Origin of the sequence: Erwinia sp. 198, assembly GCF_003937915.1 — a bacterium.
Lineage (GTDB): Bacteria > Pseudomonadota > Gammaproteobacteria > Enterobacterales > Enterobacteriaceae > Erwinia > Erwinia aeris.
In genome coordinates this window covers 1-25,784 of record NZ_RHUM01000010.1, presented here as the reverse complement: position 1 = coordinate 25,784, position 25,784 = coordinate 1, and the positions used below count along the sequence as shown (strand labels likewise).

Genomic DNA, 25,784 nt, shown 5'->3' with positions numbered 1-25,784 from the left:
CGCCATGCAATCAGAGCGGTTTAGCGTGTACCGTAGACCACGATGGTTTTACCGTGCGCGGAGATCAGGTTTTGATCTTCCAGCATCTTCAGAATACGGCCGACGGTTTCGCGCGAGCAGCCGACGATCTGGCCAATCTCCTGGCGGGTAATTTTGATCTGCATCCCATCCGGGTGGGTCATAGCGTCCGGCTGTTTAGCCAGATTCAATAGCGTTTGCGCGATGCGACCCGTCACATCGAGGAAAGCTAAATTGCCCACTTTCTCGGAGGTAACCTGCAGACGGCGCGCCATCTGTGAAGAGAGACGCATCAGGATATCCGGGTTGACCTGGATCAGCTGGCGAAACTTCTTATAGGAGATTTCCGCCACTTCACAGGCCGTTTTTGCCCGCACCCATGCGCTGCGCTCCTGGCCCTCTTCAAACAGGCCAAGCTCGCCGATAAAATCGCCCTGGTTAAGGTAAGACAGGATCATCTCTTTACCTTCTTCATCCTTGATCAGCACCGCTACCGCGCCTTTGACGATGTAGTAAAGGGTTTCTGCTTTCTCACCCTGGTGGATCAGCGTGCTTTTGGATGGATACTTATGAATATGGCAATGTGACAGGAACCATTCAAGTGTCGGGTCTGTTTGCGGTTTGCCGAGAACCATTCGCTGTTATCCTCTGTTGTTATCGTGCCTAAATACAGGGGCAGAGTTCCCTGACAGGCGTTGAAATAGTCAAGCGCTTCCCATGCAGGAAAGTTATTCGGCTCTCTGTTGAGTGCCGGGCTCGTTATGTCGTCCCGTTTCGTCTGGTCTGTAGAGTACTGACGAAATACAGCCTTGTTTGTAGCACAGCTTTGCATGGGTGTCTTCTGTTGTCTCGCTTCAGCATAGCGGGAAATCTGCCGCGCTGCTGTTTTAGTTACCTTAAGCCCACGGCAGCTTAACTAAATGAATTAGAGGAATTTGTTATGCAAGCGAGCGTCAAATGGGTGGAAGGGCTGACCTTTTTGGGAGGATCCTCATCGGGCCATCAGATCGTGATGGACGGCAACGCGGGCGATAAAGCGCCCAGCCCGATGGAAATGCTGCTGATGGCGGCAGGCGGCTGTAGCGCGGCGGAAGTGGTTGCCATTCTGCAAAAAGGGCGTTTCACGGTAGAGAACTGCGAGGTGAAGCTGACGTCAACCCGGCGCGAGAAACCGCCGCGTCTGTTTACCCGCATCAACCTGCATTTTATTGTCAGCGGCAGCGGGCTGACGAATAAGGCGCTGGCGCGCGCGGTCAGCCTTGCGGTGGGGAAATATTGCCCGGTCGCGCTGATGCTGGGTAAGGGCGTGACCCTTACCCATAGCCATGAGATGGCCGTTACTTGATAGCTTTGCCTTCCATCAGGCGCTTGACCAGCGGCCCCATAATCAGCTCCATCGCCAGGCCCATTTTGCCGCCCGGCACCACCAGCGTGTTGATATGGGAGATAAAAGAGCCCTGCAGCATCGCCAGCAGATAGGGGAAGTCAATCTGTTCCAGCGCCTGGAAATGGATAACCACAAAGCTCTCGTCGAGCGAAGGAATGCCGCGCGCGGCAAAAGGGTTGGACGTATCCACGGTAGGGACACGCTGAAAGTTAATATGGGTGCGGGAAAATTGTGGCGTAATGAAGTTAATATAATCGTCCATTGAGCGCACCACGGAGTCCATTACCGCCTCGCGAGAATGGCCGCGTTCGCTGGTATCGCGGATCATTTTTTGGATCCACTCCAGGTTGACGATAGGCACCACGCCCACCAGCAGATCGACATGCTGCGAGACATTGTTCTGTGGCGTCACCACGCCGCCGTGCAATCCTTCGTAAAACAGCACGTCGGTGGGTTCCGGCAGCGGCTGCCACGGCGTAAAAGTGCCGGGCACCTGGTTCCAGGGCACCGCTTCGTCATAGGTGTGCAGATATTTTCTGGACTGGCCGCTGCCGCTGCGGCCATATTCCGCGAAGGTTTGCTCCAGCAGCGAAAAATCGTTGGCCTCCGGGCCGAAATAGCTGATATGACGGCCCATATCGCGCGCTTTGCGGATCGCCATATCCATTTCGGGACGGGTATAGCGATGGAAACTGTCGCCTTCCACTTCCGCCGCGTGCAGGTTCAGCTGCTGAAAAATTTTGCGGAAGGCCAGGCTGGTGGTGGTGGTGCCCGCGCCGCTGGAACCGGTCACGGCAATCACTGGATGTATGGCGGACATAAACGAGTTTCCTGTGAACGTTATTCCGCCATTGTTATCACGTTTTGCTATACCGTGTCATCTTCTCCCGGAGTGTGCGTCTGGCAGAGGTTATTCAATAAAGCTAAGCGCGAACAGCGGTTTAGCTGCCAGGGAGAGGAGATCCCGGTCTTCCGGGTAGCTAAGCAGCAAAGGGAAGAACACGGCGCCGCCGATAATACTTCTGCCTTCATGGCTGCGGGTATGCAGCCCCCATATGTTCTGATAGGTCATCGGCACCGTTTTACCGTCCAGTTCGGTATTGCCGATGTAAAGCATGATATGGCCATCAATATGGATTAGCGTGGTAAACGGCCTGCCGTTTTTGACCAGATAAGCAAGGCGATCCGCCGGGCTTAATGCGCTGAGGTTTTTAACCCGACCGCTGGCCGCTTCTGCGGCGGAGTTGCGCGGCAAAAAGATGCCGAAAGGCATCAACAGGCTGCGCAGTTCCTGCGAGCAGTCATTGTAAAAGTTAAAGTCTCCCCAGCCATACTGTTTGCCCTGCATGGATTTCATCAGGACGGCGAGGTTAGCCGGTGTCATTTTCAGCGGCATGGGCGCAAGCGTATCCTTCTGCGCGCTTAGCCATTTAACCTGTGCGCTACCGTCGGGCTGCTTTACGGGTACAGCAACGCTTAAGCCGGTTGGCCCCTGACGTACGGGCAGGATAGTGCCCGGACGGGCGATGAAATGAAAGGTGTCGCCGTCATGGATGGAAACAGGTTCTTTGATATACGCGCCCAGCTGCCGATCCGCCAGTGTCCGCCAGTCTGCGACGAACGCATCGCTTACGTCAGCCACATCATCGCTTTTTACCCAGGCGACCACGGTCGGCGTCACGATAAATTTCCAGGCTTTGTCGCGGCTGGTAGACAGTATATAGACAGGCGTGCCTGCGCGTATTGCAGAAACCTGGATATTGTCAAACGGGTATCCCTCACCTGCCACAAGAGGATCGCTAAACACAGGATCAATGGCAGGCAAAGCTCTTGCCAGCGTTTCCCGAACGGTAATGGCGCGACCTGCGGAAGCATCAGGCAGCGTGACGGTGGCATTAGCTTTGACCTGATTTTTCCAGGCCGGGCTGAGCAATCTGAAATTGATCCCGTAATAGTTTGCCTTGTCGGATAAATAGTTTTTTATCTCATCATTAATAATATCAGTCGCTTCGTGGCTGCTGATAATTTTATCAATGCGGGCCTGATTCCAGGGCGATCCATCATTTTTACCTGTACCGAAGTAATGCGATTTAAGCTGCTGAAAATGACGCTGCTGGGCCGATTCATCAAGCAGATGGTTCTGGCTAACCACCGATGAGGGTGGGATCCATTTATCTATCTCCTGTGAATAACGCGTCAGGGGAAAAATGGATTTTTTCGCATCCACCGGTGTACTCTCAACTACAGAAGAAACTAAACTGCACTTCTGTTTATTCTCCACATTCCTTGAAGAGGCATCGCAGCCTGCGATTAGCAAAGGAAAGATAAAAATAGTATATTTTATTTTCATTTTTACTCCCTGGTTTTAGCGCGAAGAACAATAATTCCCGGCTTGTTTTTTACGTATTCAAGAAAAGGCGAATCTACGACTTTCCTGTTTTTCGATAACGATGAAGCGTTTCTGAACAGCGGCCCAAGGTCGCTGGCAATAAAAATGCCAACGTGGGTGACATCCAGCCCGGCGATATCCGTATAAATCCCGATAAAATCGCCGGTTTTTAGATTGGCGATTGTCTGGCGATCAACGGATTTGCCGGGGATCCAGATAATATTTCTTTTATGAATCTCTACTCCCGGAAGGTACTTACTGCCATCAGCCTTCTGGTTCAGGTATTTTATCTCTTGCTGATAGTGTGGGCTGACTGTAGCTGTGACATCTTTTGCATTGCGGAAAGGCAAAGCCGCCCAGTCGGTGAAAAAATGCTTTCTGGATTGAAATGTGATTTTCCCTTCCACATAGCGCGTCTTAATTAGCGCTGCATAAAATTCCGCTTTCGTCGTTGCGCGAGCCAGTGCATTGACATAATCAATAAAAGTGAAGCAGTCGACGCCGGTCAGATCGACAACCAGCTTTTCAGGCTGACTTTCGGAACCTATAAGCGTGTCGGCCCGGTATGGCGTTCCAATAAATTGTTCAGAAACAAGGTTAATCTTTTCATTGATGGGAAGATGAGGGTAGGGTTTAATTTGATCTTGTAGAATTTTTTCTATTTTTTGTTGTGAGTTATCGTCAGTAATTATTAATGTGTTATAAGAATGGGAACGACAGGATGCTAATAAAAAACAGGCAATAACGGCTGGCGCGGAAAAACACCTCATTATGAACTCCTTCTCTATGGGTCAGGAGGTTTTATTACGCGCGTGAAGAATTGGCAATATTTTATTTTATAATTAATATGGAAGTAATTATTAATTTGATATTAATAAGGCAGGTAATATTTTAAAGCGACAGGTATTACCTTCTCGCTTTATTTAAAAATTTGCTGCCGGCTCTGCGTGACCGGCAGCGGGATGCGTTAACGGATCTGACCTTTAGGCATGATATTGACCGTCTCGTGCAGCTCTGACCAAACCAGCACGGCCTCGCCGCTTGCCAGCTGGCGGCGAACGTCATTGACTTTCTGCTCCAGCGAGCGCTCCTGCTCGCCATAGTCGGTGCCTTCCCGCAGCACAAAGGCTTCAATCAGGTTAGCGAGCGTGTCCGGGTCCAGTTCTTTCCAGGGAATAATCATCGTTGTCCAGCCAGGTTGAAAGCCATTGCGGTATACGCTGCTCCAGCCACATTTGCGGCCTGCGCAGCGTTCCCCCCACGAATCCCACATGTCCGCCGTGCTGCGTCAGCTGATACGTTACGCAATCGGGCAGCCTGTCGGTCGCAGGAATGACCTCGTCGGTCATAAAGGGGTCGTCTTTAGCATGAATAATCAGCAGAGGCTTACGCACGCCGGAAAGCAGCGGCAGCGCGCTACAGCGGCGATAGTAATCCGTTGCGTCCACAAAACCGTGCGCTCTGGCGGTAATGGCGTCGTCAAACTCCCTGAGTCCCTTAAGCGCCTTAAGCTGCGTAAGATCGACAGGCAGCGTGCCGGGCCAGGCGTGCAGCTTGCGGGTGGCGTTCTGCTTCAGCAAGTTTAGCAGGTAGCGCTGATAGACTCGCGAGAATCCCTGCTCCAGCCGCTGGCTGCAGGGTTCAAGCATCAGCGGCGCGGAAACGATAACGCCGGCATCCAGCACACAGCTGTCGCCCTGTTGCCCCATCAGGCAGCCCAGCATATTGCCGCCGAGTGAAAAGCCTACGGCAGCTGTCGCCACCGTTCCCCAGGTTTCCCGTAGCCAGCGTAAAAAATAGCTGGCGTCTTCGGTTTCGCCTGAATGATAAATGCGCTCCAGACGGTTCGGTTCCCCGCCGCAGCCGCGAAAATGCATCACCACGCCCAGCCAGCCGCGCTGTCGGCAGGCCTGCAAAAGTCCGTGCGCGTAAGGGCTGTGAAAGCTGCCCTCAAGGCCGTGAAACAGCACCACGCGCGGCTTGTGGCTCGCTTGCGCCGGATCTTCGCTCCAGGCCAGATCGACAAAATCGCTGTCCGGAAGCGTCAGGCGCTGCCAGTGCGGCTGCAAAGCGATACGGCGACGAACCAGACGCGGCAGGATGGTTTGCAAATGCGCGTTGCTCATGCCCGCTATCGGGCGAAAAGTATTTTCCAGCGACCGGTCAAAATTCATCTTCTACAGGCTTCCCGGATCCTTGTCATACTGTTAGCTTCGATAAGTTTGTTGTTAAGTGGGGGTGAGGAGCGCCCGTTTCATATGGAACTGAAACTGTTTTTATCGATGCTGGGTTTTTTGTGGGTCGCTGCAATCACGCCAGGCCCTAATAATATGTTACTCACCGCCTCGGGCGCCAACTTTGGTTTCCTGCGTTCGCTGTGGCTGCTGATCGGCATCATGATTGGCATGCAGGTCATGCTGCTGCTGGTCGCGTTCGGCATTGGCGGCCTGATCCTGCTTTATCCTGCTTTGCATCTGGTATTGAAAATTGCCGGAAGCGCCTATTTGCTGTGGCTGGCGTGGAAAATCGCCACGGCGAAATATGAGCGGCTGGATACCGGCGCTGTCCCCACTGCACCAATGCCGTTCTGGCAGGGCGGGCTGCTACAGCTGATCAATCCCAAAGCCTGGCTGATGGCGCTGGGCGCGGTCGCCAGCTTCAGCCTGAGCGGTGAGGCCTGGCGGGGATCGGTAATGGCTATCAGCTGTGCGATGGCGCTGGTTAACCTGGTTTCCGGCCTGATCTGGCTTGGCTTTGGCACGCTGATTGGCCGCCTGTTGCGCAGCCGTCGCACCTGGACGCTATTCAATATGGCAATGGGCGTGCTGACGGCGGCCTGCGTGCTGCTTATCTGGCGCTGAGCAGAGTGCCAGCCGGGCATTGCTTCGGGCAAAGTGTTTTCCCATTCTCACTTCTAAGCAGCGACCTGGTTTACTCGCCACCGCCTATGCCGTTACGGCGGGTTTTTGAACCCGCTGCTTACGCTGCTGCCAGCCGCTGACGCCTTAAAGGCAATCCCATTCGGCGGCAATAAAATCCTGCTTTTCTTCTAAGGACTTATCGTTATAACCGATAATTTTTAATTACTTTATCGCGGCAATCGCTCTCGGTTACAAAGGCGTTGTTCACTTTATAACAATAACGACCGGAGCAAAGCATGGCGCATAAATTTACCCTTTCACTGCTGGCCTTCAGCCTTTCTTTTTCGGCGCTGAGCGCACAGGCGGTGGACGTTACCGTGGCGTATCAGACCTCGGCAGAACCGGCTAAAGTGGCGCAGGCCAATGACGCTTTTGCCAAAGCCAGCGGAGCAAAAGTGGACTGGCGCAAGTTCGACAGCGGATCCAGCGTGGTCAGAGCGCTGGCTTCGGGCGATGTGCAAATCGGCAATATCGGCTCCAGCCCGCTTGCCGTAGCGGCCAGCCAGCAGGTGCCGATTGAGGTGTTTCTGCTGGCGTCGCAGCTCGGCAATTCCGAAGCGCTGGTGGTGAAGAAAAGCATCAGGGATCCCAAAGATTTGATCGGCAAACGTATCGCCGTGCCTTTTATCTCCACCACTCACTACAGCCTGCTGGCCGCGCTTAAGCACTGGGGCATCAAGCCGGGCCAGGTGCAAATTGTTAATCTTCAGCCGCCCGCGATTATCGCTGCCTGGCAACGTGGCGACATTGACGGCGCCTACGTCTGGGCGCCGGCGGTGAATGAGCTGGAGAAGGAAGGAAAGGTACTGACCGACTCCGCGCAGGTCGGCAAGTGGGGTGCGCCAACGCTGGACGTCTGGGTAGTGCGTAAAGATTTCGCGCAGCAGCATCCTGAGATAGTCACCGCTTTCGCCCGTAGCGCGCTGGATGCGCAAAAGGCCTATCTGGATAGTCCTGAACAGTGGCTTAAGGATGACAATAACCTCGCCAGGCTTTCGCGTCTGAGCGGCGTGCCGAAGCAGCAGGTCCCGGGGTTGGTAAAAGGCAACACTTACCTGACGGCGCAGGAGCAGGTTGAACAGCTGGGCCAGCCGGTCGATAAGGCTATCGGCGATACCGCACAGTTTTTAAAAGAGCAGGGCAAAGTGCCGCAGGTTGCCAGCGATTACAGCGGCTTTGTCACCAACCGCTTTGTTAAAAATCTTACCCAGTAAGGAGCCGCCATGCTTTCAGTCTCGCATCTGACGGCCCGCTACGCCGGCCACCTCGCGCTTGAAGATATCAACCTGACGATTGCCGGGGAAGAGCTGGTAGTGGTGCTGGGGCCTTCAGGCTGTGGCAAAACTACGCTGCTGAATCTGATTGCCGGTTTTATGACGCCGGAGTCGGGCAGCATTACGCTGGACGGCCAGCGCGTAACCGGGCCGGGAGCCGAGCGCGGCGTGGTATTTCAGCATGAAGGACTGCTGCCGTGGCGCAACGTGCTGGATAACGTCGCCTTTGGCCTTCAGCTGGCCGGGATGGATAAAGCGGCGCGTCATCAAAAGGCCCGTCAGATGCTGAAAAGTGTCGGACTGGGCGGCGCGGAAAAGAAATTTATCTGGCAGCTTTCCGGCGGGATGCGCCAGCGCGTAGGTATCGCCAGAGCCTTAGCCGCCGATCCACAGCTGCTGTTGCTGGACGAACCTTTCGGCGCGCTGGATGCCTTTACCCGCGAGCAGATGCAGGAGCTGTTGCTGAACCTGTGGCGGGACAGCGGCAAGCAGGTGCTGCTGATTACGCACGATATTGAGGAGGCGGTTTTTCTGGCCAGCGAGCTGATCCTGCTGTCGCCCGGCCCCGGCAAAATTATCGAGCGCCTGCCGCTGGCGTTTGGCCGCCGTTATGCCGCCGGAGAAGCCTGTCGAAGCATCAAATCCGATCCCGCTTTTATCGCCACGCGGGAATATGTATTAAGCCGGGTGTTCCAGCAGCGCGAGGTGTTTTCATGAGCCTGTTATCCACGGAAAAAGTCGCTGTGCGCCGATTGCGGCTGCGCTGGCCGTTTGGTCGTCAGCTTACCCTGAGCGTGGCGACCCTGCTGGCGCTGTTGGGCATCTGGTGGGCAGTAACCGCTTTTGGCCTGGTCGCGCCGCTCTTTCTGCCCGCGCCACAGCAGGTTTTTCATCAGCTGCTGATGGTTGCCGGCCCGCAGGGTTTTATGGATGCGACGCTCTGGCAGCATCTTGCCGCCAGCCTGACAAGGATAGCGATAGCGCTGCTGGCGGCCGCGCTGATCGGCGTGCCCATTGGTATCCTGATGGGGCTGAACGCCACCGCGCGCGGTATCCTTGACCCGCTGATTGAGCTGTATCGACCGGTGCCGCCGCTGGCCTATCTGCCGCTGATGGTGATCTGGTTCGGGATCGGCGAAACGTCCAAAATCCTGCTGATCTATCTGGCCATCTTCGCGCCCGTGGTGATGTCCACGCTGGCGGGCGTCAAAAGCGCGCAGCAGGTTCGTCTGCGCGCCGCGCAGTCGCTGGGCGCCAGCCGCTGGCAAACGCTGTGGTTCGTGGTGCTGCCCGGTGCGCTGCCGGAAATTTTAACCGGTCTGCGTATCGGTCTTGGCGTCGGCTGGTCAACGCTGGTGGCCGCCGAACTTATCGCCGCCACGCGCGGACTGGGCTTTATGGTGCAGTCCGCCGGTGAATTTCTGGCAACCGATGTGGTACTGGCAGGCATTACCGTTATCGCGCTGATTGCTTTTTCGCTTGAGCTGGGGCTGCGAGCCTTACAGCGCCGTTTAACCCCCTGGCATGGAGTCACATCATGAATGAACGTCTGTCTGTTACCGCGCTTGGCCCCTATATCGGCGCGCTGGTCGCTGACGTGGATCTCAGCCGCCCGCTGAGCGACGCGCAGTTTGAGCAGCTTTACCATGCGCTGATCCGTCATCAGGTGCTGTTCTTCCGCAATCAGCCCGTTACGCCTGCCCAACAGCGAGCGCTGGCGGCCCGTTTTGGCGATCTGCACATCCATCCCGTCTATCCGCACGCGCCGGATGTGGAAGAGATTATCGTGCTGGATACGCATGATGATAACCCGCCGGACAACGATAACTGGCACACCGACGTGACCTTTATCGAGACGCCGCCGGCCGGGGCGATCCTGGCGGCAAAGCAGCTGCCGGAAACCGGTGGCGATACGCTCTGGGCCAGCGGCATTGCTGCTTACAATGCGCTTTCAGAGCCTTTTAAGGCTCTGCTTGCCGGCCTGCGGGCGGAGCACGACTTCACCAAATCGTTTCAGGAATTTAAGTATCGCGGCAGCGAGGAGGAGCATGCGCGCTGGCGGCAGGCCGTGGCGAAGAATCCGCCGCTGCTGCATCCGGTCGTGCGCACGCATCCGGTTAGCGGCAAGTCGGCGCTGTTTGTTAATGAGGGATTCACCACGCGCATTGTCGATCTCAGCCCGAAAGAGAGCGACGCGCTGCTGAATTTTCTGTTTGCGCATATCACCAAACCGGAGTTCCAGGTGCGCTGGCGATGGCAGCAGGACGATGTGGCGATTTGGGATAACCGCGTGACCCAGCACTACGCCAATGCAGACTACCTGCCTGCACGGCGGATTATGCATCGCGCTACTATTCTGGGCGACAAGCCTTTCTATCAGCCTGGCCGGGCATAAATGCCACGGCCTAATCGGCAGGCATAAGATTACGCGTAAAGTTGTGCACGTCGGCCTCTTTCCTGCGGCGGTACAGTTTGGCTTTGCGCGCGCCGGTAGCTACGCTCTCGCCCGTTTCCTCAAACATCTCTGAGGAATCAAAGCGGCGGATCAGGCTTTTCCGCTGCACCGGGCGGCCAAGGATGGCTTCGGTGGCTTCCTGTAGCTGAGTCAGCGTAAAGCGTTCCGGCAGGCAAAACACCGGTAGCAGCGTATACAGCGTTTTTTGCCGCAGCCGCTTTAAGGCGCTGGTAATAATAGACTGGTGATCGAAGGCGATATCCTTGCGCTGCATCACGGTGTTGACCGGCAGCCACGCGGCGTCGCTGACGTCACTGCTGTACGATCGACAGCTCTCCTGCGCAATCAGCGCATACCAGGCGGTAGTCAGGCTCCAGCCGCGCGGGTCGCGATCGGGGCCGGAAAAAGTTTCGAGCTGTTCCAGCCACGGGGGAACCACGCCGGTTTTCTCCTGCAGCTTCCTTAAAGCGGTGGCGCGCGTTGAGACATCATGCTGCATATCGATAAACCCTCCGGGCAATCCCCACCGGCCTTTTTGCGGATGATTGGCCCGCTGTACCAGCAGTACGCAGAGCTGTTGCTCGTGCAGCGTAAAAAGTACGCTGTCGACGGTCACAATGGGAGAGGGGTAGCGCGAGGCGTCGTAGCTGGCCAGATACTCTGATTCTGAAAGCATAAGCTTTTCCGTAAATAATTGTCGCTCAGACACATTAGCATTGCAGAGGGACAGCCTGCAATGCACGCCCAGCTTTCGGTTTTTTAACCATTATAAATCATTAACTTAAATGATTTATAATGCGCGGTGGTAAATTTCGCTTGCTAAATAATGTCACAGGGACAATTATATAAATGTCACAAGGACATTATTAGCCTGGGAGGAAACGATGCTGCTGGAACTCTTTCTTGATGGAAACAAAGTCGCGCTGGAAACAGGCCGCTTTCCCGATGGCGCAGTCCGCGTAAGGCTGCTGCCGCCGCGCCTTGCCCGGGCGGAAAAATTGAAGGTACGCGCCACGGCCATGCGCAATATGGACGATTTGATGCTGCTGGCGCAGGTTATGGACGCCGCCCGCAGCCAATACGATTTGCGATGGACAACGCTGGAGCTGCCCTGGCTTCCCTATGCCCGCCAGGACCGCAATATGCAGGAAGGCGACAGTTTCGCCCTGAAAGTCTTTGCCGGTTTTTTGAATCAGTTGGGCTTTGACCGGATAAGGGTGCTGGATCCCCATAGCGACGTGGCGGGGGCCGTGGTCAATAACATGGTGGCTATTCCGCAGCATCTTTGCCTCCGACACAGCGCCAACCTGATGGAAAAACTGCACGGCGGCATGATGCTGATGGCACCGGACGCGGGAGCGCTAAAAAAAATCCATGCTGTTGCGCAGCAGGTGGCGGCCCGCGAGTATGGCATCCTGGGGAAACACCGCGACCTGAGCAGCGGTGCGCTAAGTGGTTTTTCACTGCTACAGGGCGACGTGGCCGGCAAAGATGTGCTGATAGCCGATGATTTGTGCGATGCGGGCGGCACCTTTATCGGCTCGGCCGCGGTGCTGCGTGCGGCGGGCGCGCGTTCGGTCAGCCTGTACGTTACCCACGGCTTGTTTAGCCGGGATGTCGCCGCGCTGTTGCAGCAGGGCATCGATCATATCTGGACGACGACTTCAGTAGCCGATCCGGCGATAGCCGGCGAGCGGGTTGAACTGATTGATATTGAAACTATTTATAACAACAAAGGAGCGGCCCATGCGCATTAATCCCATTCTGGCTATCGACGGTTATAAAACCTCCCATCGCGAACAGTACCCGCAGGGAACCAGCCGCATTTACTCAAATTTTACGCCGCGCGGTAACCGCTTTTTTTCGTCGCCGCTGTCGGATAACCGGCTGGTGTTCTTTGGGCTACAGGGCTTTCTACAGTGGTTTATGGTCGATCTGTTTAACGAGGCGTTTTTTGCCCGACCCGAAGAAGAAGTCGTTACGGAATACCAACAGCTGATGGACAGCTATCTGGGCAAAGCGCGTATTGATGTGGAACACATCCGGGCGCTGCATCGCCTGGGCTATCTGCCGCTGGAAATCAAAAGCCTGGACGAAGGCAGCAAGGTGCCGATGCAGGTGCCGGTCCTGACCATTACCAATACCGTTGATGATTTTTTCTGGCTGGTTAATTACCTGGAAAGCGTGATGTCAGCAGAATTATGGAAAGCCTCCACTAACGCCACTATCGCTTACCATTACCGGCTGGTCTGCGAGCGTTGGGCGGCCCTGACCTGCGATGACCAGAGCCATCTGGATTTTCAGTGCCATGACTTTTCGCTGCGGGGCATGTCCGGGCTGCACGATGCCGCCCAGGCAGGCGCCGGCCATCTGCTGAGCTTTACCGGCACCGACAGTCTTCCTTCGATTCTTTATCTACGTCAGTACTACACGCCGCCCAAAGACTATTTTATTGCGGGCAGCATTCCGGCGACCGAGCACAGCGTTATGTGCATGGGCGAAGAGCAGGGAGAAATAGCCACCTTTCGTCGTCTGATTACCGAACTCTACCCTCACGGCTTCGTTTCCATCGTCTCGGATACCTGGGATTACTGGAAGGTGCTTACGGAATACAGTCGCGAGCTGAAAGCAGACATCATGGCGCGGCAGGGGCGTCTGGTTTTCCGCCCGGACAGCGGCGACCCGGTGGAGATCCTTTGCGGAACCGGCGACGATAGCGACAGCGATCCGGCGCGGACGCCACAGCAAAAAGGATCGGTAGAGGTGCTGTGGGACATTTTTGGCGGCACCGTTAATGCAAAAGGCTACCGGGTGTTGGATGAGCACGTTGGGCTGATCTATGGCGACTCGATTACGCTGGCGCGGGCTAACCAGATCCTTGCCCGTCTGGAGGCTAAAGGTTTCGCCAGCAGCAACGTGGTCTTCGGCGTCGGATCTTACACTTATCAATACAGTACGCGCGATACGTTCGGCTTTGCGATGAAGGCGACATGGGGCGAGGTGCAGGGCGTTGAGCGTGAGATTTTCAAGCAGCCAAAAACCGACGGCGGCCTGAAAAAATCCGCCAGAGGACTGCTACGGGTAGAGCGGGATAGCGCAGGCGACTACTATCTGTTGGATCGGCAGAGCCGGGAGCAGGAGCAGGGCGGCGAACTGAAAACCCGTTTTTTAAACGGCAAACTGCTTAACGTTGAGGATCTGTCCACGCTGCGTCGACGCCTGGCGGAGCGGTAATCAGGTCGGGAGAAAGAAACCTTTCTCCCGGCTCTGTTTATGAAGCCAGCATCGTTTCGAGCTGCTCCTGCGCATCCAGCCAGTCCATCTCGCACGCTTCCAGCGCGGATTTCGCTTCAGCCTGCTGCTGCAGCGCCGCCGTAAGATCGGCCTTGCGGCTCTGATCGTACAGCGCGGTATCCGCCAGCTTTGTTTCCGCATCGGCCAGCGTGGCGTTGAGTTTTTCCATCTGCTTTTCCAGCTTTTCGATCTGCTTGCGCAGCGGCTGCGTTTGCGTGCGCAGTTCCGCCTCGCGGCGCTTCTGATCCTTTCTGGCCTGCGCGCTGTTGCCGCTTTCCTGTTTCGGTTCGGCGGCGGCGCTGGTCTGCTTTTGCAGATCGCTCAGCCACTGCTGGTAGTCTTCCAGATCGCCGTCAAAGGCTTCTACTTTACCGTCGTGGACCAGGTAGAGATCGTCAGTGGTGGAGCGCAGCAGATGGCGATCGTGCGAAACCACCACCAGCGCCCCTTCAAAATCGATCAGCGCTTCAGTCAGCGCCTGGCGCATATCCAAATCGAGGTGGTTGGTCGGTTCATCCAGCAGCAGCAGGTTAGGGCGCTGCCAGACAATCAGCGCCAGCACCAGCCGCGCTTTTTCGCCGCCGGAGAAGCGTTCGGTCTGCTCGGTGACCTTATCGCCCTGAAAACCAAAGCCGCCCAGGTAGTCGCGCAGCTGCTGTTCCAGCACTTTTGGCGCCAGCCGCACCAGATGCTGCAACGGTGATTCATCCGCCCGTAAGAATTCCAGCTGATGCTGGGCGAAGTAGCCGAGCTTGATGCCTTTCGCCAGGCCGATATCGCCTTTCAGCGGGGCCAGCTCGCCGGCCAGCAGCTTAATCAGCGTGGATTTGCCCGCGCCGTTGCGGCCCAGCAGACCGATGCGCGAGCCGGGAACCAGGTTCAGCTTGATAGAATCCAGAATGACGCGATCGGCATAGCCCGCGCTGACTTTTTCCATCTTCAACAGCGGATTAGGCAGGCTTTCCGGCGCGCGGAAGCTGAAAGTAAAGGGATTATCGACGTGGGCGGGTGCGATAAGCTCCATGCGCTCCAGCATTTTGATGCGGCTTTGCGCCTGCTTCGCCTTGCTGGCCTTGGCCTTAAAGCGGTCGATAAAGCTTTGCAGATGCGCCACCTTCTGCTGCTGGTTTTCAAACATCGACTGCTGCTGCGCCAGTTTGGTGGCGCGCTGGATCTCAAACGAGCTGTAGTTGCCGGTGTATTCAAAGATCGACTGCTGTTCGATATGCAGGATTTTATCCACTACGGGATCGAGAAAGTCGCGGTCGTGGGAAATCAGGATCAGCGTACCCTGATAGCTTTTCAGCCAGCGCTCCAGCCAGATCACCGCGTCCAGATCGAGGTGGTTGGTTGGTTCGTCAAGCAGCAGCAGGTCGGAGCGGCAAATCAGCGCCTGTGCCAGATTCAGGCGCATCCGCCAGCCGCCGGAGAAGTCGCTGACGGGGCGCTGAAGCTGTTCCTGAGAAAAGCCCAAACCGTTAAGCAGGCTGGCGGCGCGCGACTGTATTGTCCATGCCTGAACGGCGTCCAGCTTGCCGTGCAGCGTGGCGATAGCGTGCCCGTCGTCGTTTTCGTTGGCCTTCGCCAGATCCGCCTGCAGCTGGCGATACTCGCGATCGCCATCAATGACATATTCGATAGCGGGCGTATTCAGCGCGGGCGTCTCCTGGTTAACCCAGGCCAGCGACCAGTTGCCCGGATAGGTAAAGCTGCCCGCATCGGCGCTTATCTCGTTCTTAAGCAGCGACAGCAGCGTGGATTTACCGCAGCCGTTTTTGCCTACCAGCCCCACTTTCTGACCGGGATTGATGGTGGCGGAGGCGTTATCCAGCAGGACGCGCACGCCGCGTCGGATTTGTAACGATGAGAAGAGAATCATAAGCGCCGTAATAACCAGAATATGTTAAATTGAACCATCATAAATGCTTTGCGGAATGCACGATTCCGCGGTGTCGAGCATGGTAGCGGAATTTCCCCGCCGTGACGACGATTTGGAGGGGATTGATGTCGCAGCCGCCCAAAGTTTTGCTGCTTTACGCGCATCCGGAATCCCAGGACTCGATTGCTAATCGGGTTTTGCTGGAGCCGGCTAAAGCGTTACCGAACGTGACCGTTCACGACCTGTACGCGCACTATCCAGACTTTTTTATTGATATCCACTACGAACAGCAGCTGCTGCGCGAGCATGACATCATTGTTTTTCAACATCCGCTTTATACCTACAGCTGCCCCGCGCTGCTGAAGGAGTGGCTGGATCGCGTGCTGTCGCGCGGCTTCGCCAGCGGCCCTGGCGGCAACGTGCTGGAAGGAAAATACTGGCGCAGCGTGGTGACCACCGGCGAACCGGAAACGGCCTACCACCAGGAAGGGCTTAACCGTTATCCGCTGTCGGCCATCATGCGGCCGTTCGAGCTGACAGCGCAAATGTGCCGTATGCACTGGCTGACGCCGATGATTATCTACTGGGCGCGACGGCAGACCCCGGAAGTCATGAAAAATTATGCGCGCGCCTACGGCGACTGGCTGTCGTCACCTTTGCCCTATGGAGGCACCTGAATGGAAGGACAAACCCTGCTCACGGCTGGCGTGGTCTATCTTTTTGCGGCGGTTATCGCCGTTCCGATCGCGGCCCGGCTCGGCATTGGCGCGGTGCTGGGCTATCTGCTGGCCGGTATCGCTATCGGGCCATGGGGGCTGGGCTTTATCAGCGACGTAGAGGAAATTCTGCATTTTTCCGAGCTTGGCGTCGTTTTTCTGATGTTTATCATCGGGCTGGAGCTGAATCCCTCCAAACTCTGGGAGCTGCGGCGCTCGATTTTCGGCGTTGGCGCGGCGCAGGTTATGTTCAGCGCGGCGATACTGGGCAGCCTGCTCTGGCTGACCGACTTCTCCTGGCAGGCGGCGGCGATAGGCGGTCTTGGCCTGGCGATGTCCTCTACGGCGATGGCGCTGCAGCTGATGAGCGACAAGGGCATGAAGCGCAATGAATCCGGCCAGCTGGGCTTTTCGGTGCTGCTGTTCCAGGATCTGGCGGTGATCCCGGCGCTGGCGCTGGTGCCGCTGCTGGCGGGCGGCGACAGCGGCCACACCGACTGGATGAAAGTAGGCATGAAGGTGCTGGCGTTTGCCGGGATGCTGGTCGGCGGCCGTTTTCTGCTGCGGCCTATTTTCCGTTTTATCGCCGCTTCCGGCGTGCGGGAAGTTTTTACCGCCGCTGCCCTGTTGCTGGTGCTGGGATCGGCGCTGTTTATGGACGCGCTGGGGCTGTCGATGGCGCTGGGGACCTTTATCGCCGGCATTCTGCTTGCTGAAAGCGAATACCGACACGAGCTGGAAGTCGCTATCGATCCTTTTAAAGGATTGCTGCTGGGGCTGTTCTTTATCTCGGTAGGCATGGCGCTGAATCTGGGCGTGCTTTATACCCATATCATCGAGATTTTAGTGGGCGTGGTACTACTGGTCGCGATCAAAGCGGGCGTGCTTTATTTGCTGTCGCGCATCTTTGGCCTGCGCAGTTCTGAGCGGCTACAGTTTTCGGCGGTGTTAAGCCAGGGCGGCGAGTTCGCGTTCGTGCTTTTTTCCGCCGCCTCGTCGGCAAAACTGTTCAGCGGCGACCAGATGCCGCTGCTGCTGGTGACGGTAACGCTATCGATGATGACCACGCCGCTGCTGATGCAGAGCGTGGATAAAATCCTGGCGAAGCGGTTTAACGACGGCGACGACAGCGAAGAGAAGCACTTTGTCGAAGATGACAAGCCGCAGGTTATCGTGGTCGGCTTCGGACGTTTCGGTCAGGTGGTGGCGCGTTTGCTGATGGCCAACGAAAAGCGGATCACGGTGCTGGAGCGCGATATCAGCGCGGTCAGCCTGATGCGAACCTATGGCTATAAAGTATACTATGGCGATGCCACCGAGCTGGAGCTGCTACGCGCCGCAGGCGCAGAAACGGCGCAGTCTATCGTTATTACCTGCAACGGCCCGGAAGACGCGATGGAAATCGTGCGGCTCTGCCAGCATCATTTCCCGCATTTGCAAATTCTGGCGCGGGCGCGTGGCCGCGTGGAGGCGCATGAACTGTTGCAGGCGGGCGTCACCCAGTTCTCACGTGAAACCTTCTCCAGTGCGCTGGAGCTGGGCCGTAAAACGCTGATGTCACTGGGGATGCATCCGCATCAGGCCTTCCGCGCGCAGCAGCACTTCCGTCGCCTGGATATGCGCATGCTGCGCGAGCTGATGCCGAACCACGGCGACAGCCAGCAGATTTCCCGCGTGAAAGAAGCCCGGCGCGAGCTGGAAGATATCTTCCAGGCCGAAATGCGGCACGAAAAGCGCCAGTTTGACGGCTGGGACGAATCGGAATAGGGCGGGGCGAAAGCTTCTTACTGAGCCGGCATCGCTTTGCGTTGCCTTTTATTTAATCGGAAAACCTATGCGTAAAAGATTTATTGCCGGGGCGACTTGTCCAAAGTGCCAGGCTAAAGATACCCTTGCTCTGTGGGTTGAAAATAATGTTGATGTGGTTGAATGCGTTAAGTGCGGTCATCAGATGCGCGAAGCAGACAAGCATGTTCGTGACGAAGTTCGCACTAATGAGCAAGTGATCGGAATTTTTCATCCTGAGTAGCGTTATGGCTCAGCTTTTTTTAAGCTGTATCTTACAGCGGCGTTGAAATTCATTACAATCAGCGCAAACTCAGAGCTTGCCGGCAAATCCGCCGATGTTTCAAGCTCTCAACGGTTAGGAGTAATCATGAAAGTAGCAAAAGACCTGGTAGTCAGCCTGGCATATCAGGTACGTACGGAAGACGGTGTGTTGGTTGATGAGTCTCCGGTGACCGCACCGCTGGACTATCTGCACGGTCATGGTTCCCTGATTTCTGGTCTGGAAAAGGCGCTGGAAAATCACGAAGCCGGCGACAAGTTTGAAGTGCACATCGCAGCTGACGAAGCCTACGGCCAGTACGACGACAACCTGGTGCAGCGCGTGCCGAAAGACGTCTTTATGGGCGTTGATGAACTGCAGGTTGGCATGCGTTTCCTGGCGGAAACCGATCAGGGTCCGGTACCGGTTGAAATCACCGAAGTGGAAGATGACCACGTGGTGGTTGACGGCAACCATATGCTGGCTGGCCAGAACCTGAACTTCAACGTGGAAGTTGTGGCGATCCGTGAAGCGACCGAGGAAGAGCTGGCTCATGGCCACGTTCACGGCGAGCACGACCACCATCACGATCACGACCACGATCATGACCACGGTAAAGGCGGTTGTGGCACCGGCGGCTGCGGCTGCAGCCACTAAGCTTAAATGAAAAAAGGCCACCGATAAGGTGGCCTTTTTTTTGGCGCAAAATCAATAGTGCGGCGGCGGCGTCTCTTCCGACTGCGAAGCGACCATTGACGGTGCTGCCGCCTTCAGTTTGTCGGTCAGCAGGCGCATCTGCTCGCGCAGGCGGGCCATTTCCAGCTCGTGATGAACCACCGTCTGGTTCAGCTCTTCGATAGTGTGCTCCTGAAAGGCCAAACGGCTTTCCAACAGCTCCAGGCGCTGCTCAAACACGGATTGTTGCATATTCTTTCCTCTTGCTGCCGTCAGGGCTGGATTGTTCCGATTCTAACGGCAAAAACCGGGCCAGCACAGGCATAGTCGGTTTAATTTCGCCCGTACCGTTGAAAAAAGCCCTGGTTACCTGCATCTTCATGGTGAAACTTTCGGACAGACAAGCGGTCGGAAGTAGTTAGTTTTCATTGCGAGGGTATGCAGTTTGCTCGCGCACGGTTGTTAGAGTACAGGCTCTGTCTGTAAAACGATTTCCGAGGTGAGAGGCTTCGGTTTTGGAGAAATGGATGAAATCACTATTTAAAGTCACACTGTTAGCCACCACCCTGGGCGTTGCGCTGAACGCACCGCTGGCCTCAGCAGCCGAAACCGCCGCGGCGCCATCAGCTCCAGCCGCACAGGCGCCACAGCAGGCACCGAAGAATGCCGCGTTTACAAACGAAGACCAGCAGTCTGCCTATGCACTGGGCGCATCGCTTGGCCGCTACATGGAAAACTCGCTGAAAGAGCAGGAGAAACTGGGCATCACGCTGGATAAGCAGCAGCTGATCTCCGGCGTCCAGGACGCTTTCGCCGGCAAGAGCAAGCTGTCCGATCAGGAGATCGAGCAGACCCTGCAGGCGTTTGAAGGCCGCGTGAAAACCGCCGCTCAGGCGAAGATGGAAAAAGACGCGAAAGAAAACACTGAGAAAGGCAACGCCTTCGCGACTAAATTCGCCAAAGAAAAAGGCGTGAAGAAAACCGAATCCGGCCTGCTGTATCAGGTAGAGAAAGAAGGCACCGGCGACGCGCCGAAAGACAGCGATACCGTAGTGGTTAACTACAAAGGGACGCTGATCGACGGCTCTGAGTTCGACAACTCCTACACGCGCGGCGAGCCGCTCTCTTTCCGTCTGGACGGCGTGATCCCTGGCTGGACCGAAGGCCTGAAGCACGTGAAGAAAGGCGGCAAAATTAAGCTGGTGATCCCACCGCAGCTTGCCTATGGTAAAAACGGCGTTCCGGGTATCCCGGCTAACTCTACGCTGGTGTTCGATGTAGAGCTGCTGGATATCAAACCGGCCGCGAAAGCGGACGCCAACGCGCAGGCACCGACCGAAGCGCCAGCCGCTACCCAGACCAAATAATGCCCGTGCCGCCACGCTCGTGGCGGCATTTCCCCTGCCTTTTCCTCCACCGCGCTATGTCCACAAGAAATACATGACAAAGGTCAGGACAGGCATTTCCGATATTTGCTAGACTGACGCTCTTCGAAACTAACCTGCGCGAGCCGCATACCGCGGGCTCTTTTAAGGGTGGTGTCTTAATGTCTGGTTCAATTTTTACCGGTGATGTGAACGATCTGGAATTACTGGAGCAGCATCCCTTCGAGCAAACCGATTTTGCTATTCTTAAATCTTACGAAGCCGTGGTTGATGGGCTGGCGATGCTAATCGGCTCGCACTGCGAAATCGTCCTGCATTCGCTGGAAGATTTGAAATGCTCGGCGGTCAGGATCGCTAATGGCGAACATACCGGCCGCAAAATCGGTTCACCGATAACCGATCTGGCGTTGCGAATGCTGCATGATATGACCGATGCGGAAAGTAATGTTTCCAGAGCCTATTTCACCCGCGCCAAAAGCGGCGTGCTGATGAAATCCGTTACCATCGCTATCCGTAACGGCAAACAGCGCGTTATCGGTCTGCTGTGCATCAATATGAACCTGGATGTGCCTTTCTCGCAGATTATGGCAACTTTTATCCCGCCGGAAACGCCGGAGATGGACTCTTCCGTCAACTTCGCCTCCTCGGTGGAGGATCTGGTGATGCAGACGCTGGAGTTTACGATTGAAGAGGTCAGCAACGACCGCAATATCTCCAACAATGCCAAGAACCGCCAGATTGTGCTGAACCTCTATGAGAAAGGCATTTTCGACATCAAAGACGCGATAAATCAGGTGGCGGATCGACTGAATATTTCTAAGCACACCGTTTATCTCTATATCCGCCAGTTTAAAAACGGCGACTTTCAGGGAAGCGAGCGCTGATGCGTTACACGCTGTTAGTTACCGGCCCGGCCTACGGTACCCAGCAGGCCAGCTCGGCCTGGCTGTTCGCGCAGGCGCTGCTGGCGGAAGGTCACGAGCTGGAAAGCGTCTTTTTTTATCGTGAGGGCGTACTTAACGCCAGCGCGCTAACCTCGCCGGCCAGTGACGAGTTCAATCTGACTCAGGCATGGCAGCAGCTGCATCGTGACCATCACGTTGCGCTTAATATCTGTGTGGCCGCCGCGCTGCGCCGCGGTATCACGGACGAGCAGGAAGCGAAAAATCAGGGCCTGCCCGCCGCCAATCTGGCTGAAGGCTTTCAGCTTTCCGGTCTGGGCGCGCTGGCGGAAGCCGCATTAAGCAGTGAACGAATGGTGCAGTTTTAATGAAGCGAATCGCCTTTGTATTCAGCCAGGCACCGCACGGCTCCAGCGCCGGAAGAGAAGGACTGGATGCGGTACTGGCCGTTTCCGCGCTTAGCGAGGACGTGGCGCTGTTCTTTATCAGCGACGGCGTGATGCAGCTGTTGGGCGGCCAGCAGCCGGAAAAAGTGCTGGCGCGCAACTACGTCGCCACCTTTGGCGTGCTGCCGCTCTACGATCTGGAAAATTTCTATGCCTGTTCAGCTTCGCTGGCCGAGCGTGGTGTTGACGCCGCCGCGTTAAAGGCGCTGCCGGTAGCGGTGCTGTCGCCCTCGGCGCTGCGTGCGGAGCTGGAAAAATACGATCAAATAATTTCTTTCTGAGGGAAGGTATGCTGCATACGCTGATCAATTCGCCTTTTAAGTGCGATTTCAACGCCATGCTGCGGCTGCTGGCGGAAGGGGACGAGGTATTGCTGCTACAGGACGGCGTGCTGGCGGCGCTGGAAGGCAGCCAGGCCCTTGAATCGCTGCGTGCCGCCCCCATTTCTTTTTACGTGCTGCAGGACGATGTTATCGCTCGCGGGCTTTCTGCTCAAATTTCATCCAGCGCGGTTGCAGTAGGCTATACTGAGTTCGTCGCGCTGACGGTAAAACAGACTCAACAAATGACCTGGTGAGTACGATATCCTGGTTATTTCTTGACACCTTTTCTGCTCAGCCCTAAAATTCCGCGTCCTCGTTATCTGACGAGGCGATTTATTACGTGTTTACGAAGCAAAAGCAAATTCCAGGAGCTATTTAATGGCAACAGTTAACCAGCTGGTTCGCAAACCACGCGCACGCAAAGTTGCAAAGAGCAACGTGCCTGCGCTGGAAGCTTGCCCGCAGAAACGTGGCGTATGTACTCGTGTGTACACCACTACCCCTAAAAAACCAAACTCCGCACTGCGTAAAGTTTGCCGTGTGCGTTTGACTAACGGTTTTGAAGTTACCTCCTATATCGGCGGTGAAGGTCATAACCTGCAGGAGCACTCCGTGATCCTGATCCGTGGCGGTCGTGTTAAAGACTTGCCAGGTGTGCGTTACCACACCGTTCGTGGCGCGCTGGACTGCTCAGGTGTTAAAGACCGTAAGCAGGCTCGCTCCAAGTACGGCGTGAAGAAGCCAAAGGCTTAATGGTTCTCCGTTAAGTAAGGCCAAACGTTTTATCTTAAATGTCATAATAAACTCGTAGAGTTTTGGACAATCCTGAATTAACAACGGAGTATTTCCATGCCACGTCGTCGCGTCATTGGTCAGCGTAAAATTCTGCCAGATCCTAAGTTCGGATCAGAGCTGCTGGCCAAATTTGTAAATATCCTGATGGTAGATGGTAAAAAATCTACTGCTGAATCAATCGTTTATACTGCACTTGAGACCCTGGCTCAGCGTGCTGGTAAAGGCGAACTGGAAGCATTCGAAGTAGCCCTGGACAACGTCCGCCCAACCGTGGAAGTTAAATCCCGTCGCGTTGGTGGTTCTACTTATCAGGTACCAGTTGAAGTCCGTCCGGTTCGTCGTAATGCTCTGGCAATGCGTTGGATCGTTGAAGCTGCTCGTAAACGCGGTGATAAATCAATGGCTCTGCGCCTGGCGAACGAACTTTCTGATGCTGCGGAAAACAAAGGTACCGCAGTGAAGAAACGTGAAGACGTTCACCGTATGGCCGAAGCCAACAAGGCGTTCGCACACTACCGCTGGTAACAGCTCAGTAGTTGTTATTAACCCAGCGGGCGTTCAGTTGACCCCGCTGGGATTTAACTTTGAACGTCCTAGAATCAGAGGAATCAAATGGCTCGTACAACACCCATTACACGCTACCGTAACATCGGTATCAGTGCACACATCGACGCCGGTAAGACAACCACTACCGAACGTATTCTGTTCTACACCGGTGTAAACCATAAAATCGGTGAAGTTCATGATGGCGCAGCCACAATGGACTGGATGGCGCAGGAGCAGGAGCGTGGTATTACCATTACCTCCGCAGCGACTACCGCTTTCTGGTCAGGTATGGCTAAGCAGTTCGAGCCGCACCGCGTTAACATCATCGACACCCCAGGACACGTTGACTTCACCATCGAAGTAGAACGTTCCATGCGTGTTCTTGACGGCGCAGTAATGGTTTACTGTGCAGTTGGTGGTGTTCAGCCACAGTCTGAAACCGTATGGCGTCAGGCTAACAAATACAAAGTTCCACGCATCGCGTTCGTTAACAAAATGGACCGCATGGGTGCTAACTTCCTGAAAGTAGTTGGCCAGATTGAAGCACGTCTGGGCGCAACTCCGGTTCCTCTGCAGCTGGCTATCGGCGCAGAAGAGAACTTCACCGGCGTTGTTGACCTGATCAAGATGAAAGCGATCAACTGGAACGACGCAGACGCAGGCGTGACCTTCGATTACGAAGAGATCCCAGCTGATATGCAGGAACTGGCTGAAGAATGGCGCCAGAAACTGATTGAAGCCGCAGCTGAAGGCTCTGATGAGCTGATGGAAAAATTCTTTGGCGGCGAAGAGCTGACCGAAGAAGAGATCAAAGCTTCTCTGCGTAAGCGCGTACTGAACAACGAAATCATCCTGGTTACCTGTGGTTCTGCATTTAAGAACAAAGGTGTTCAGGCGATGCTGGATGCCGTGATCGAATATCTGCCGTCACCAACTGACGTTACAGCGATCAACGGTATTCTGGACGACGGTAAAGATACGCCGGCAGTTCGTCACTCTGACGACAACGAGCCGTTTGCTGCGCTGGCGTTTAAAATCGCTACCGACCCGTTTGTTGGTAACCTGACATTCTTCCGCGTTTACTCTGGTATCGTTAACTCTGGCGACACCGTGTACAACCCGGTTAAATCTCAGCGCGAGCGTCTGGGCCGTATCGTACAGATGCACGCTAACAAGCGTGAAGAGATCAAAGAAGTTCGCGCAGGCGATATCGCTGCGGCTATCGGTCTGAAAGACGTGACTACCGGTGACACCCTGTGTGATCCGGATAACGTTATCATTCTGGAGCGCATGGAATTCCCTGAGCCGGTAATCTCTATCGCTGTAGAACCGAAAACCAAAGCTGACCAGGAAAAAATGGGTCTGGCTCTGGGCCGTCTGGCTAAAGAAGACCCATCATTCCGCGTATGGACTGATGAAGAGTCTAACCAGACTATCATCGCCGGTATGGGTGAGCTGCACCTCGACATCATCGTTGACCGCATGAAGCGCGAATTCAACGTTGAAGCGAACGTCGGTAAACCTCAGGTTGCTTACCGCGAAGCGATTCGCTCTAAAGTAACCGACGTCGAAGGTAAACACGCCAAGCAGTCTGGTGGTCGCGGTCAGTACGGTCATGTTGTTATCGACATGTACCCACTGGAGCCGGGTTCAAACCCGAAAGGCTACGAATTTATCAACGACATCAAAGGTGGTGTAATTCCTGGCGAATACATCCCTGCGGTTGATAAAGGCATTCAGGAACAGCTGAAAGCTGGCCCACTGGCGGGTTACCCGGTAGTAGATCTGGGCGTGCGTCTGCACTTCGGTTCTTACCATGACGTTGACTCCTCTGAGCTGGCGTTTAAACTGGCGGCATCTATCGCCTTTAAAGATGGCTTTAAGAAAGCACAGCCTGTGCTGCTTGAGCCTATCATGAAGGTTGAAGTTGAAACGCCTGAAGAGAACACTGGTGACGTTATCGGTGACCTGAGCCGTCGTCGTGGTACGCTGCGCGGTCAGGAATCCAACGTGACTGGCGTTGTGATCCACGCTGAAGTGCCGCTGTCTGAAATGTTCGGATATGCTACACAGCTGCGTTCTATCACCAAAGGCCGTGCATCTTACTCCATGGAATTCCTGAAGTATGATGACGCGCCAAACAACGTCGCTCAGGCTGTTATTGAAGCCCGTGGTAAATAATCGGGTTTAACCAATTGATCCCGTGCTCTCCTTTCCACAGGGGAGAGCACAGAAAGTAAGGAATATCGCCGTGGCTAAAGAAAAATTTGAACGTTCCAAACCGCACGTCAACGTTGGTACTATCGGCCACGTTGACCACGGTAAAACTACC

The 25,784-nt window shown here is 55.4% G+C and carries 29 protein-coding genes and 1 pseudogene; 21 read left to right on the top strand and 9 right to left on the bottom strand.

The annotated features are described in order from the left end of the window. Positions 1-20: 20 nt before the first annotated feature. Entirely contained in the window at positions 21-653 is a 633-nt protein-coding gene (gene crp / locus EGK14_RS14740) for a cAMP-activated global transcriptional regulator CRP (protein ID WP_017803012.1), read from the bottom strand. Between the two features lie 305 nt (positions 654-958). Here crp and EGK14_RS14735 point away from each other — a divergent pair, with 305 nt between their 5' ends. Continuing rightward, a complete protein-coding gene (locus EGK14_RS14735) occupies positions 959-1,363 on the top strand; it encodes an OsmC family protein (protein WP_125289853.1) in 405 nt (134 codons plus the stop codon). Here the strand turns inward: EGK14_RS14735 and EGK14_RS14730 are convergent. The 5 genes from EGK14_RS14730 to EGK14_RS14710 form a co-directional block, all read right to left on the bottom strand. Beyond that, positions 1,356-2,225, bottom strand: coding sequence for a phosphoribulokinase (locus tag EGK14_RS14730; protein ID WP_125289852.1), 870 nt, complete (start codon positions 2,223-2,225; stop codon positions 1,356-1,358). The genes EGK14_RS14735 and EGK14_RS14730 overlap by 8 nt on opposite strands. A gap of 90 nt (positions 2,226-2,315) precedes the next feature. Beyond that, positions 2,316-3,755, bottom strand: coding sequence for an SH3 domain-containing C40 family peptidase (locus EGK14_RS14725; protein WP_125289851.1), 1,440 nt, complete (start codon positions 3,753-3,755; stop codon positions 2,316-2,318). A 2-nt stretch (positions 3,756-3,757) separates the two neighbouring features. Beyond that, positions 3,758-4,564 carry a DUF1460 domain-containing protein gene (locus tag EGK14_RS14720; RefSeq protein WP_125289850.1) on the bottom strand — a complete coding sequence of 269 codons (807 nt, stop codon included), beginning with the start codon at positions 4,562-4,564 and terminating at the stop codon, positions 3,758-3,760. 197 nt (positions 4,565-4,761) lie between these two features. Then, the gene (locus EGK14_RS14715; protein WP_125289849.1) at positions 4,762-4,977 is read right to left on the bottom strand and encodes a YheU family protein; all 216 of its coding nucleotides are present in this window, start codon (positions 4,975-4,977) and stop codon (positions 4,762-4,764) included. Beyond that, positions 4,934-5,968 carry a hydrolase gene (locus tag EGK14_RS14710; protein WP_125289848.1) on the bottom strand — a complete coding sequence of 345 codons (1,035 nt, stop codon included), beginning with the start codon at positions 5,966-5,968 and terminating at the stop codon, positions 4,934-4,936. The genes EGK14_RS14715 and EGK14_RS14710 overlap by 44 nt, the downstream gene beginning before the upstream one ends. Positions 5,969-6,052: 84 nt before the next feature. Between EGK14_RS14710 and EGK14_RS14705 the strand changes: the two genes are divergently transcribed. The 5 genes from EGK14_RS14705 (at position 6,053) to tauD (ending at position 10,384) form a co-directional block, all read left to right on the top strand. After that, positions 6,053-6,655: a LysE family translocator gene (locus EGK14_RS14705; RefSeq protein ID WP_125289847.1), complete on the top strand. Its 603-nt coding sequence runs from the start codon at positions 6,053-6,055 to the stop codon at positions 6,653-6,655. A gap of 296 nt (positions 6,656-6,951) precedes the next feature. Next, positions 6,952-7,929 carry a taurine ABC transporter substrate-binding protein gene (tauA, locus tag EGK14_RS14700; protein WP_125289846.1) on the top strand — a complete coding sequence of 326 codons (978 nt, stop codon included), beginning with the start codon at positions 6,952-6,954 and terminating at the stop codon, positions 7,927-7,929. Positions 7,930-7,938: 9 nt separating this feature from the next. Further along, the gene (tauB, locus tag EGK14_RS14695; protein ID WP_125289845.1) at positions 7,939-8,706 is read left to right on the top strand and encodes a taurine ABC transporter ATP-binding subunit; all 768 of its coding nucleotides are present in this window, start codon (positions 7,939-7,941) and stop codon (positions 8,704-8,706) included. Then, positions 8,703-9,530 carry a taurine ABC transporter permease TauC gene (tauC, locus tag EGK14_RS14690; protein WP_125289844.1) on the top strand — a complete coding sequence of 276 codons (828 nt, stop codon included), beginning with the start codon at positions 8,703-8,705 and terminating at the stop codon, positions 9,528-9,530. The genes tauB and tauC overlap by 4 nt, the downstream gene beginning before the upstream one ends. After that, a complete protein-coding gene (gene tauD / locus EGK14_RS14685; RefSeq protein WP_125289843.1) occupies positions 9,527-10,384 on the top strand; it encodes a taurine dioxygenase in 858 nt (285 codons plus the stop codon). Before tauC ends, tauD begins: the two co-directional genes overlap by 4 nt. Positions 10,385-10,394: 10 nt before the next feature. Here tauD and EGK14_RS14680 read toward each other — a convergent pair whose 3' ends face one another. Then, positions 10,395-11,120 carry an NUDIX domain-containing protein gene (locus EGK14_RS14680; protein WP_125289842.1) on the bottom strand — a complete coding sequence of 242 codons (726 nt, stop codon included), beginning with the start codon at positions 11,118-11,120 and terminating at the stop codon, positions 10,395-10,397. Positions 11,121-11,328: 208 nt separating this feature from the next. Here EGK14_RS14680 and prs point away from each other — a divergent pair, with 208 nt between their 5' ends. Both prs and EGK14_RS14670 read left to right on the top strand, forming a co-directional pair. Further along, entirely contained in the window at positions 11,329-12,201 is an 873-nt protein-coding gene (gene prs / locus EGK14_RS14675) for a ribose-phosphate diphosphokinase (protein ID WP_125289841.1), read from the top strand. After that, complete coding sequence (locus tag EGK14_RS14670) at positions 12,191-13,678, top strand: nicotinate phosphoribosyltransferase (protein ID WP_125289840.1); 1,488 nt, start codon at positions 12,191-12,193, stop codon at positions 13,676-13,678. The genes prs and EGK14_RS14670 overlap by 11 nt, the downstream gene beginning before the upstream one ends. Positions 13,679-13,715: 37 nt before the next feature. Here EGK14_RS14670 and EGK14_RS14665 read toward each other — a convergent pair whose 3' ends face one another. Next, positions 13,716-15,617: an ABC transporter ATP-binding protein gene (locus EGK14_RS14665; protein WP_125289839.1), complete on the bottom strand. Its 1,902-nt coding sequence runs from the start codon at positions 15,615-15,617 to the stop codon at positions 13,716-13,718. Positions 15,618-15,742: 125 nt separating this feature from the next. Here EGK14_RS14665 and kefG point away from each other — a divergent pair, with 125 nt between their 5' ends. The 4 genes from kefG (at position 15,743) to slyD (ending at position 19,037) form a co-directional block, all read left to right on the top strand. After that, positions 15,743-16,294: a glutathione-regulated potassium-efflux system ancillary protein KefG gene (gene kefG / locus EGK14_RS14660; RefSeq protein WP_125289994.1), complete on the top strand. Its 552-nt coding sequence runs from the start codon at positions 15,743-15,745 to the stop codon at positions 16,292-16,294. Beyond that, positions 16,295-18,100 (top strand): glutathione-regulated potassium-efflux system protein KefB, encoded by a 1,806-nt coding sequence (gene kefB / locus EGK14_RS14655; RefSeq protein WP_125289838.1) that lies wholly within the window; start codon positions 16,295-16,297, stop codon positions 18,098-18,100. Positions 18,101-18,167: 67 nt separating this feature from the next. Further along, positions 18,168-18,362 carry a YheV family putative zinc ribbon protein gene (locus EGK14_RS14650; RefSeq protein WP_125289837.1) on the top strand — a complete coding sequence of 65 codons (195 nt, stop codon included), beginning with the start codon at positions 18,168-18,170 and terminating at the stop codon, positions 18,360-18,362. A 126-nt stretch (positions 18,363-18,488) separates the two neighbouring features. Then, on the top strand, positions 18,489-19,037 hold the full coding sequence (gene slyD, locus EGK14_RS14645) for a peptidylprolyl isomerase (protein ID WP_125289836.1): 549 nt from the start codon (positions 18,489-18,491) through the stop codon (positions 19,035-19,037). A 51-nt stretch (positions 19,038-19,088) separates the two neighbouring features. Here the strand turns inward: slyD and EGK14_RS14640 are convergent, their stop codons facing one another. Continuing rightward, positions 19,089-19,307, bottom strand: a complete 219-nt coding sequence (locus EGK14_RS14640; protein ID WP_125289835.1) for a protein SlyX — start codon at positions 19,305-19,307, stop codon at positions 19,089-19,091. Between the two features lie 275 nt (positions 19,308-19,582). Here EGK14_RS14640 and fkpA point away from each other — a divergent pair, with 275 nt between their 5' ends. The 9 genes and pseudogenes from fkpA to EGK14_RS14595 all read left to right on the top strand — a co-directional run. Beyond that, positions 19,583-20,422: an FKBP-type peptidyl-prolyl cis-trans isomerase gene (fkpA, locus tag EGK14_RS14635; protein WP_125289834.1), complete on the top strand. Its 840-nt coding sequence runs from the start codon at positions 19,583-19,585 to the stop codon at positions 20,420-20,422. 179 nt (positions 20,423-20,601) lie between these two features. Then, a complete protein-coding gene (locus EGK14_RS14630; RefSeq protein ID WP_125289833.1) occupies positions 20,602-21,324 on the top strand; it encodes a transcriptional regulator in 723 nt (240 codons plus the stop codon). Further along, positions 21,324-21,710, top strand: a complete 387-nt coding sequence (gene tusD, locus EGK14_RS14625; RefSeq protein WP_125289832.1) for a sulfurtransferase complex subunit TusD — start codon at positions 21,324-21,326, stop codon at positions 21,708-21,710. Before EGK14_RS14630 ends, tusD begins: the two co-directional genes overlap by 1 nt. Then, positions 21,710-22,069, top strand: a complete 360-nt coding sequence (gene tusC, locus EGK14_RS14620) for a sulfurtransferase complex subunit TusC (RefSeq protein ID WP_125289831.1) — start codon at positions 21,710-21,712, stop codon at positions 22,067-22,069. The genes tusD and tusC overlap by 1 nt, the downstream gene beginning before the upstream one ends. 8 nt (positions 22,070-22,077) lie before the next feature. Further along, complete coding sequence (tusB, locus tag EGK14_RS14615; protein WP_125289830.1) at positions 22,078-22,365, top strand: sulfurtransferase complex subunit TusB; 288 nt, start codon at positions 22,078-22,080, stop codon at positions 22,363-22,365. 124 nt (positions 22,366-22,489) lie between these two features. Then, the gene (gene rpsL / locus EGK14_RS14610; protein WP_075182598.1) at positions 22,490-22,864 is read left to right on the top strand and encodes a 30S ribosomal protein S12; all 375 of its coding nucleotides are present in this window, start codon (positions 22,490-22,492) and stop codon (positions 22,862-22,864) included. Positions 22,865-22,960: 96 nt separating this feature from the next. Continuing rightward, complete coding sequence (rpsG, locus tag EGK14_RS14605; protein WP_125289829.1) at positions 22,961-23,431, top strand: 30S ribosomal protein S7; 471 nt, start codon at positions 22,961-22,963, stop codon at positions 23,429-23,431. 87 nt (positions 23,432-23,518) lie between these two features. Continuing rightward, on the top strand, positions 23,519-25,633 hold the full coding sequence (fusA, locus tag EGK14_RS14600) for an elongation factor G (RefSeq protein ID WP_125289828.1): 2,115 nt from the start codon (positions 23,519-23,521) through the stop codon (positions 25,631-25,633). A 70-nt stretch (positions 25,634-25,703) separates the two neighbouring features. After that, a pseudogene (locus tag EGK14_RS14595) lies at positions 25,704-25,784 on the top strand (elongation factor Tu); the annotation flags it as partial.

Bases quoted from the DNA above. Each gene is read 5' to 3' on its own strand.
- crp (WP_017803012.1), bottom strand. From the start codon at position 653: ATGGTTCTCGGCAAACCGCAAACAGACCCGACACTTGAATGGTTCCTG.
- EGK14_RS14735 (WP_125289853.1), top strand. From the start codon at position 959: ATGCAAGCGAGCGTCAAATGGGTGGAAGGGCTGACCTTTTTGGGAGGA.
- EGK14_RS14730 (WP_125289852.1), bottom strand. From the start codon at position 2,225: ATGTCCGCCATACATCCAGTGATTGCCGTGACCGGTTCCAGCGGCGCG.
- EGK14_RS14725 (WP_125289851.1), bottom strand. From the start codon at position 3,755: ATGAAAATAAAATATACTATTTTTATCTTTCCTTTGCTAATCGCAGGC.
- EGK14_RS14720 (WP_125289850.1), bottom strand. From the start codon at position 4,564: ATGAGGTGTTTTTCCGCGCCAGCCGTTATTGCCTGTTTTTTATTAGCA.
- EGK14_RS14715 (WP_125289849.1), bottom strand. From the start codon at position 4,977: ATGATTATTCCCTGGAAAGAACTGGACCCGGACACGCTCGCTAACCTG.
- EGK14_RS14710 (WP_125289848.1), bottom strand. From the start codon at position 5,968: ATGAATTTTGACCGGTCGCTGGAAAATACTTTTCGCCCGATAGCGGGC.
- EGK14_RS14705 (WP_125289847.1), top strand. From the start codon at position 6,053: ATGGAACTGAAACTGTTTTTATCGATGCTGGGTTTTTTGTGGGTCGCT.
- tauA (WP_125289846.1), top strand. From the start codon at position 6,952: ATGGCGCATAAATTTACCCTTTCACTGCTGGCCTTCAGCCTTTCTTTT.
- tauB (WP_125289845.1), top strand. From the start codon at position 7,939: ATGCTTTCAGTCTCGCATCTGACGGCCCGCTACGCCGGCCACCTCGCG.
- tauC (WP_125289844.1), top strand. From the start codon at position 8,703: ATGAGCCTGTTATCCACGGAAAAAGTCGCTGTGCGCCGATTGCGGCTG.
- tauD (WP_125289843.1), top strand. From the start codon at position 9,527: ATGAATGAACGTCTGTCTGTTACCGCGCTTGGCCCCTATATCGGCGCG.
- EGK14_RS14680 (WP_125289842.1), bottom strand. From the start codon at position 11,120: ATGCTTTCAGAATCAGAGTATCTGGCCAGCTACGACGCCTCGCGCTAC.
- prs (WP_125289841.1), top strand. From the start codon at position 11,329: ATGCTGCTGGAACTCTTTCTTGATGGAAACAAAGTCGCGCTGGAAACA.
- EGK14_RS14670 (WP_125289840.1), top strand. From the start codon at position 12,191: ATGCGCATTAATCCCATTCTGGCTATCGACGGTTATAAAACCTCCCAT.
- EGK14_RS14665 (WP_125289839.1), bottom strand. From the start codon at position 15,617: ATGATTCTCTTCTCATCGTTACAAATCCGACGCGGCGTGCGCGTCCTG.
- kefG (WP_125289994.1), top strand. From the start codon at position 15,743: ATGTCGCAGCCGCCCAAAGTTTTGCTGCTTTACGCGCATCCGGAATCC.
- kefB (WP_125289838.1), top strand. From the start codon at position 16,295: ATGGAAGGACAAACCCTGCTCACGGCTGGCGTGGTCTATCTTTTTGCG.
- EGK14_RS14650 (WP_125289837.1), top strand. From the start codon at position 18,168: ATGCGTAAAAGATTTATTGCCGGGGCGACTTGTCCAAAGTGCCAGGCT.
- slyD (WP_125289836.1), top strand. From the start codon at position 18,489: ATGAAAGTAGCAAAAGACCTGGTAGTCAGCCTGGCATATCAGGTACGT.
- EGK14_RS14640 (WP_125289835.1), bottom strand. From the start codon at position 19,307: ATGCAACAATCCGTGTTTGAGCAGCGCCTGGAGCTGTTGGAAAGCCGT.
- fkpA (WP_125289834.1), top strand. From the start codon at position 19,583: ATGAAATCACTATTTAAAGTCACACTGTTAGCCACCACCCTGGGCGTT.
- EGK14_RS14630 (WP_125289833.1), top strand. From the start codon at position 20,602: ATGTCTGGTTCAATTTTTACCGGTGATGTGAACGATCTGGAATTACTG.
- tusD (WP_125289832.1), top strand. From the start codon at position 21,324: ATGCGTTACACGCTGTTAGTTACCGGCCCGGCCTACGGTACCCAGCAG.
- tusC (WP_125289831.1), top strand. From the start codon at position 21,710: ATGAAGCGAATCGCCTTTGTATTCAGCCAGGCACCGCACGGCTCCAGC.
- tusB (WP_125289830.1), top strand. From the start codon at position 22,078: ATGCTGCATACGCTGATCAATTCGCCTTTTAAGTGCGATTTCAACGCC.
- rpsL (WP_075182598.1), top strand. From the start codon at position 22,490: ATGGCAACAGTTAACCAGCTGGTTCGCAAACCACGCGCACGCAAAGTT.
- rpsG (WP_125289829.1), top strand. From the start codon at position 22,961: ATGCCACGTCGTCGCGTCATTGGTCAGCGTAAAATTCTGCCAGATCCT.
- fusA (WP_125289828.1), top strand. From the start codon at position 23,519: ATGGCTCGTACAACACCCATTACACGCTACCGTAACATCGGTATCAGT.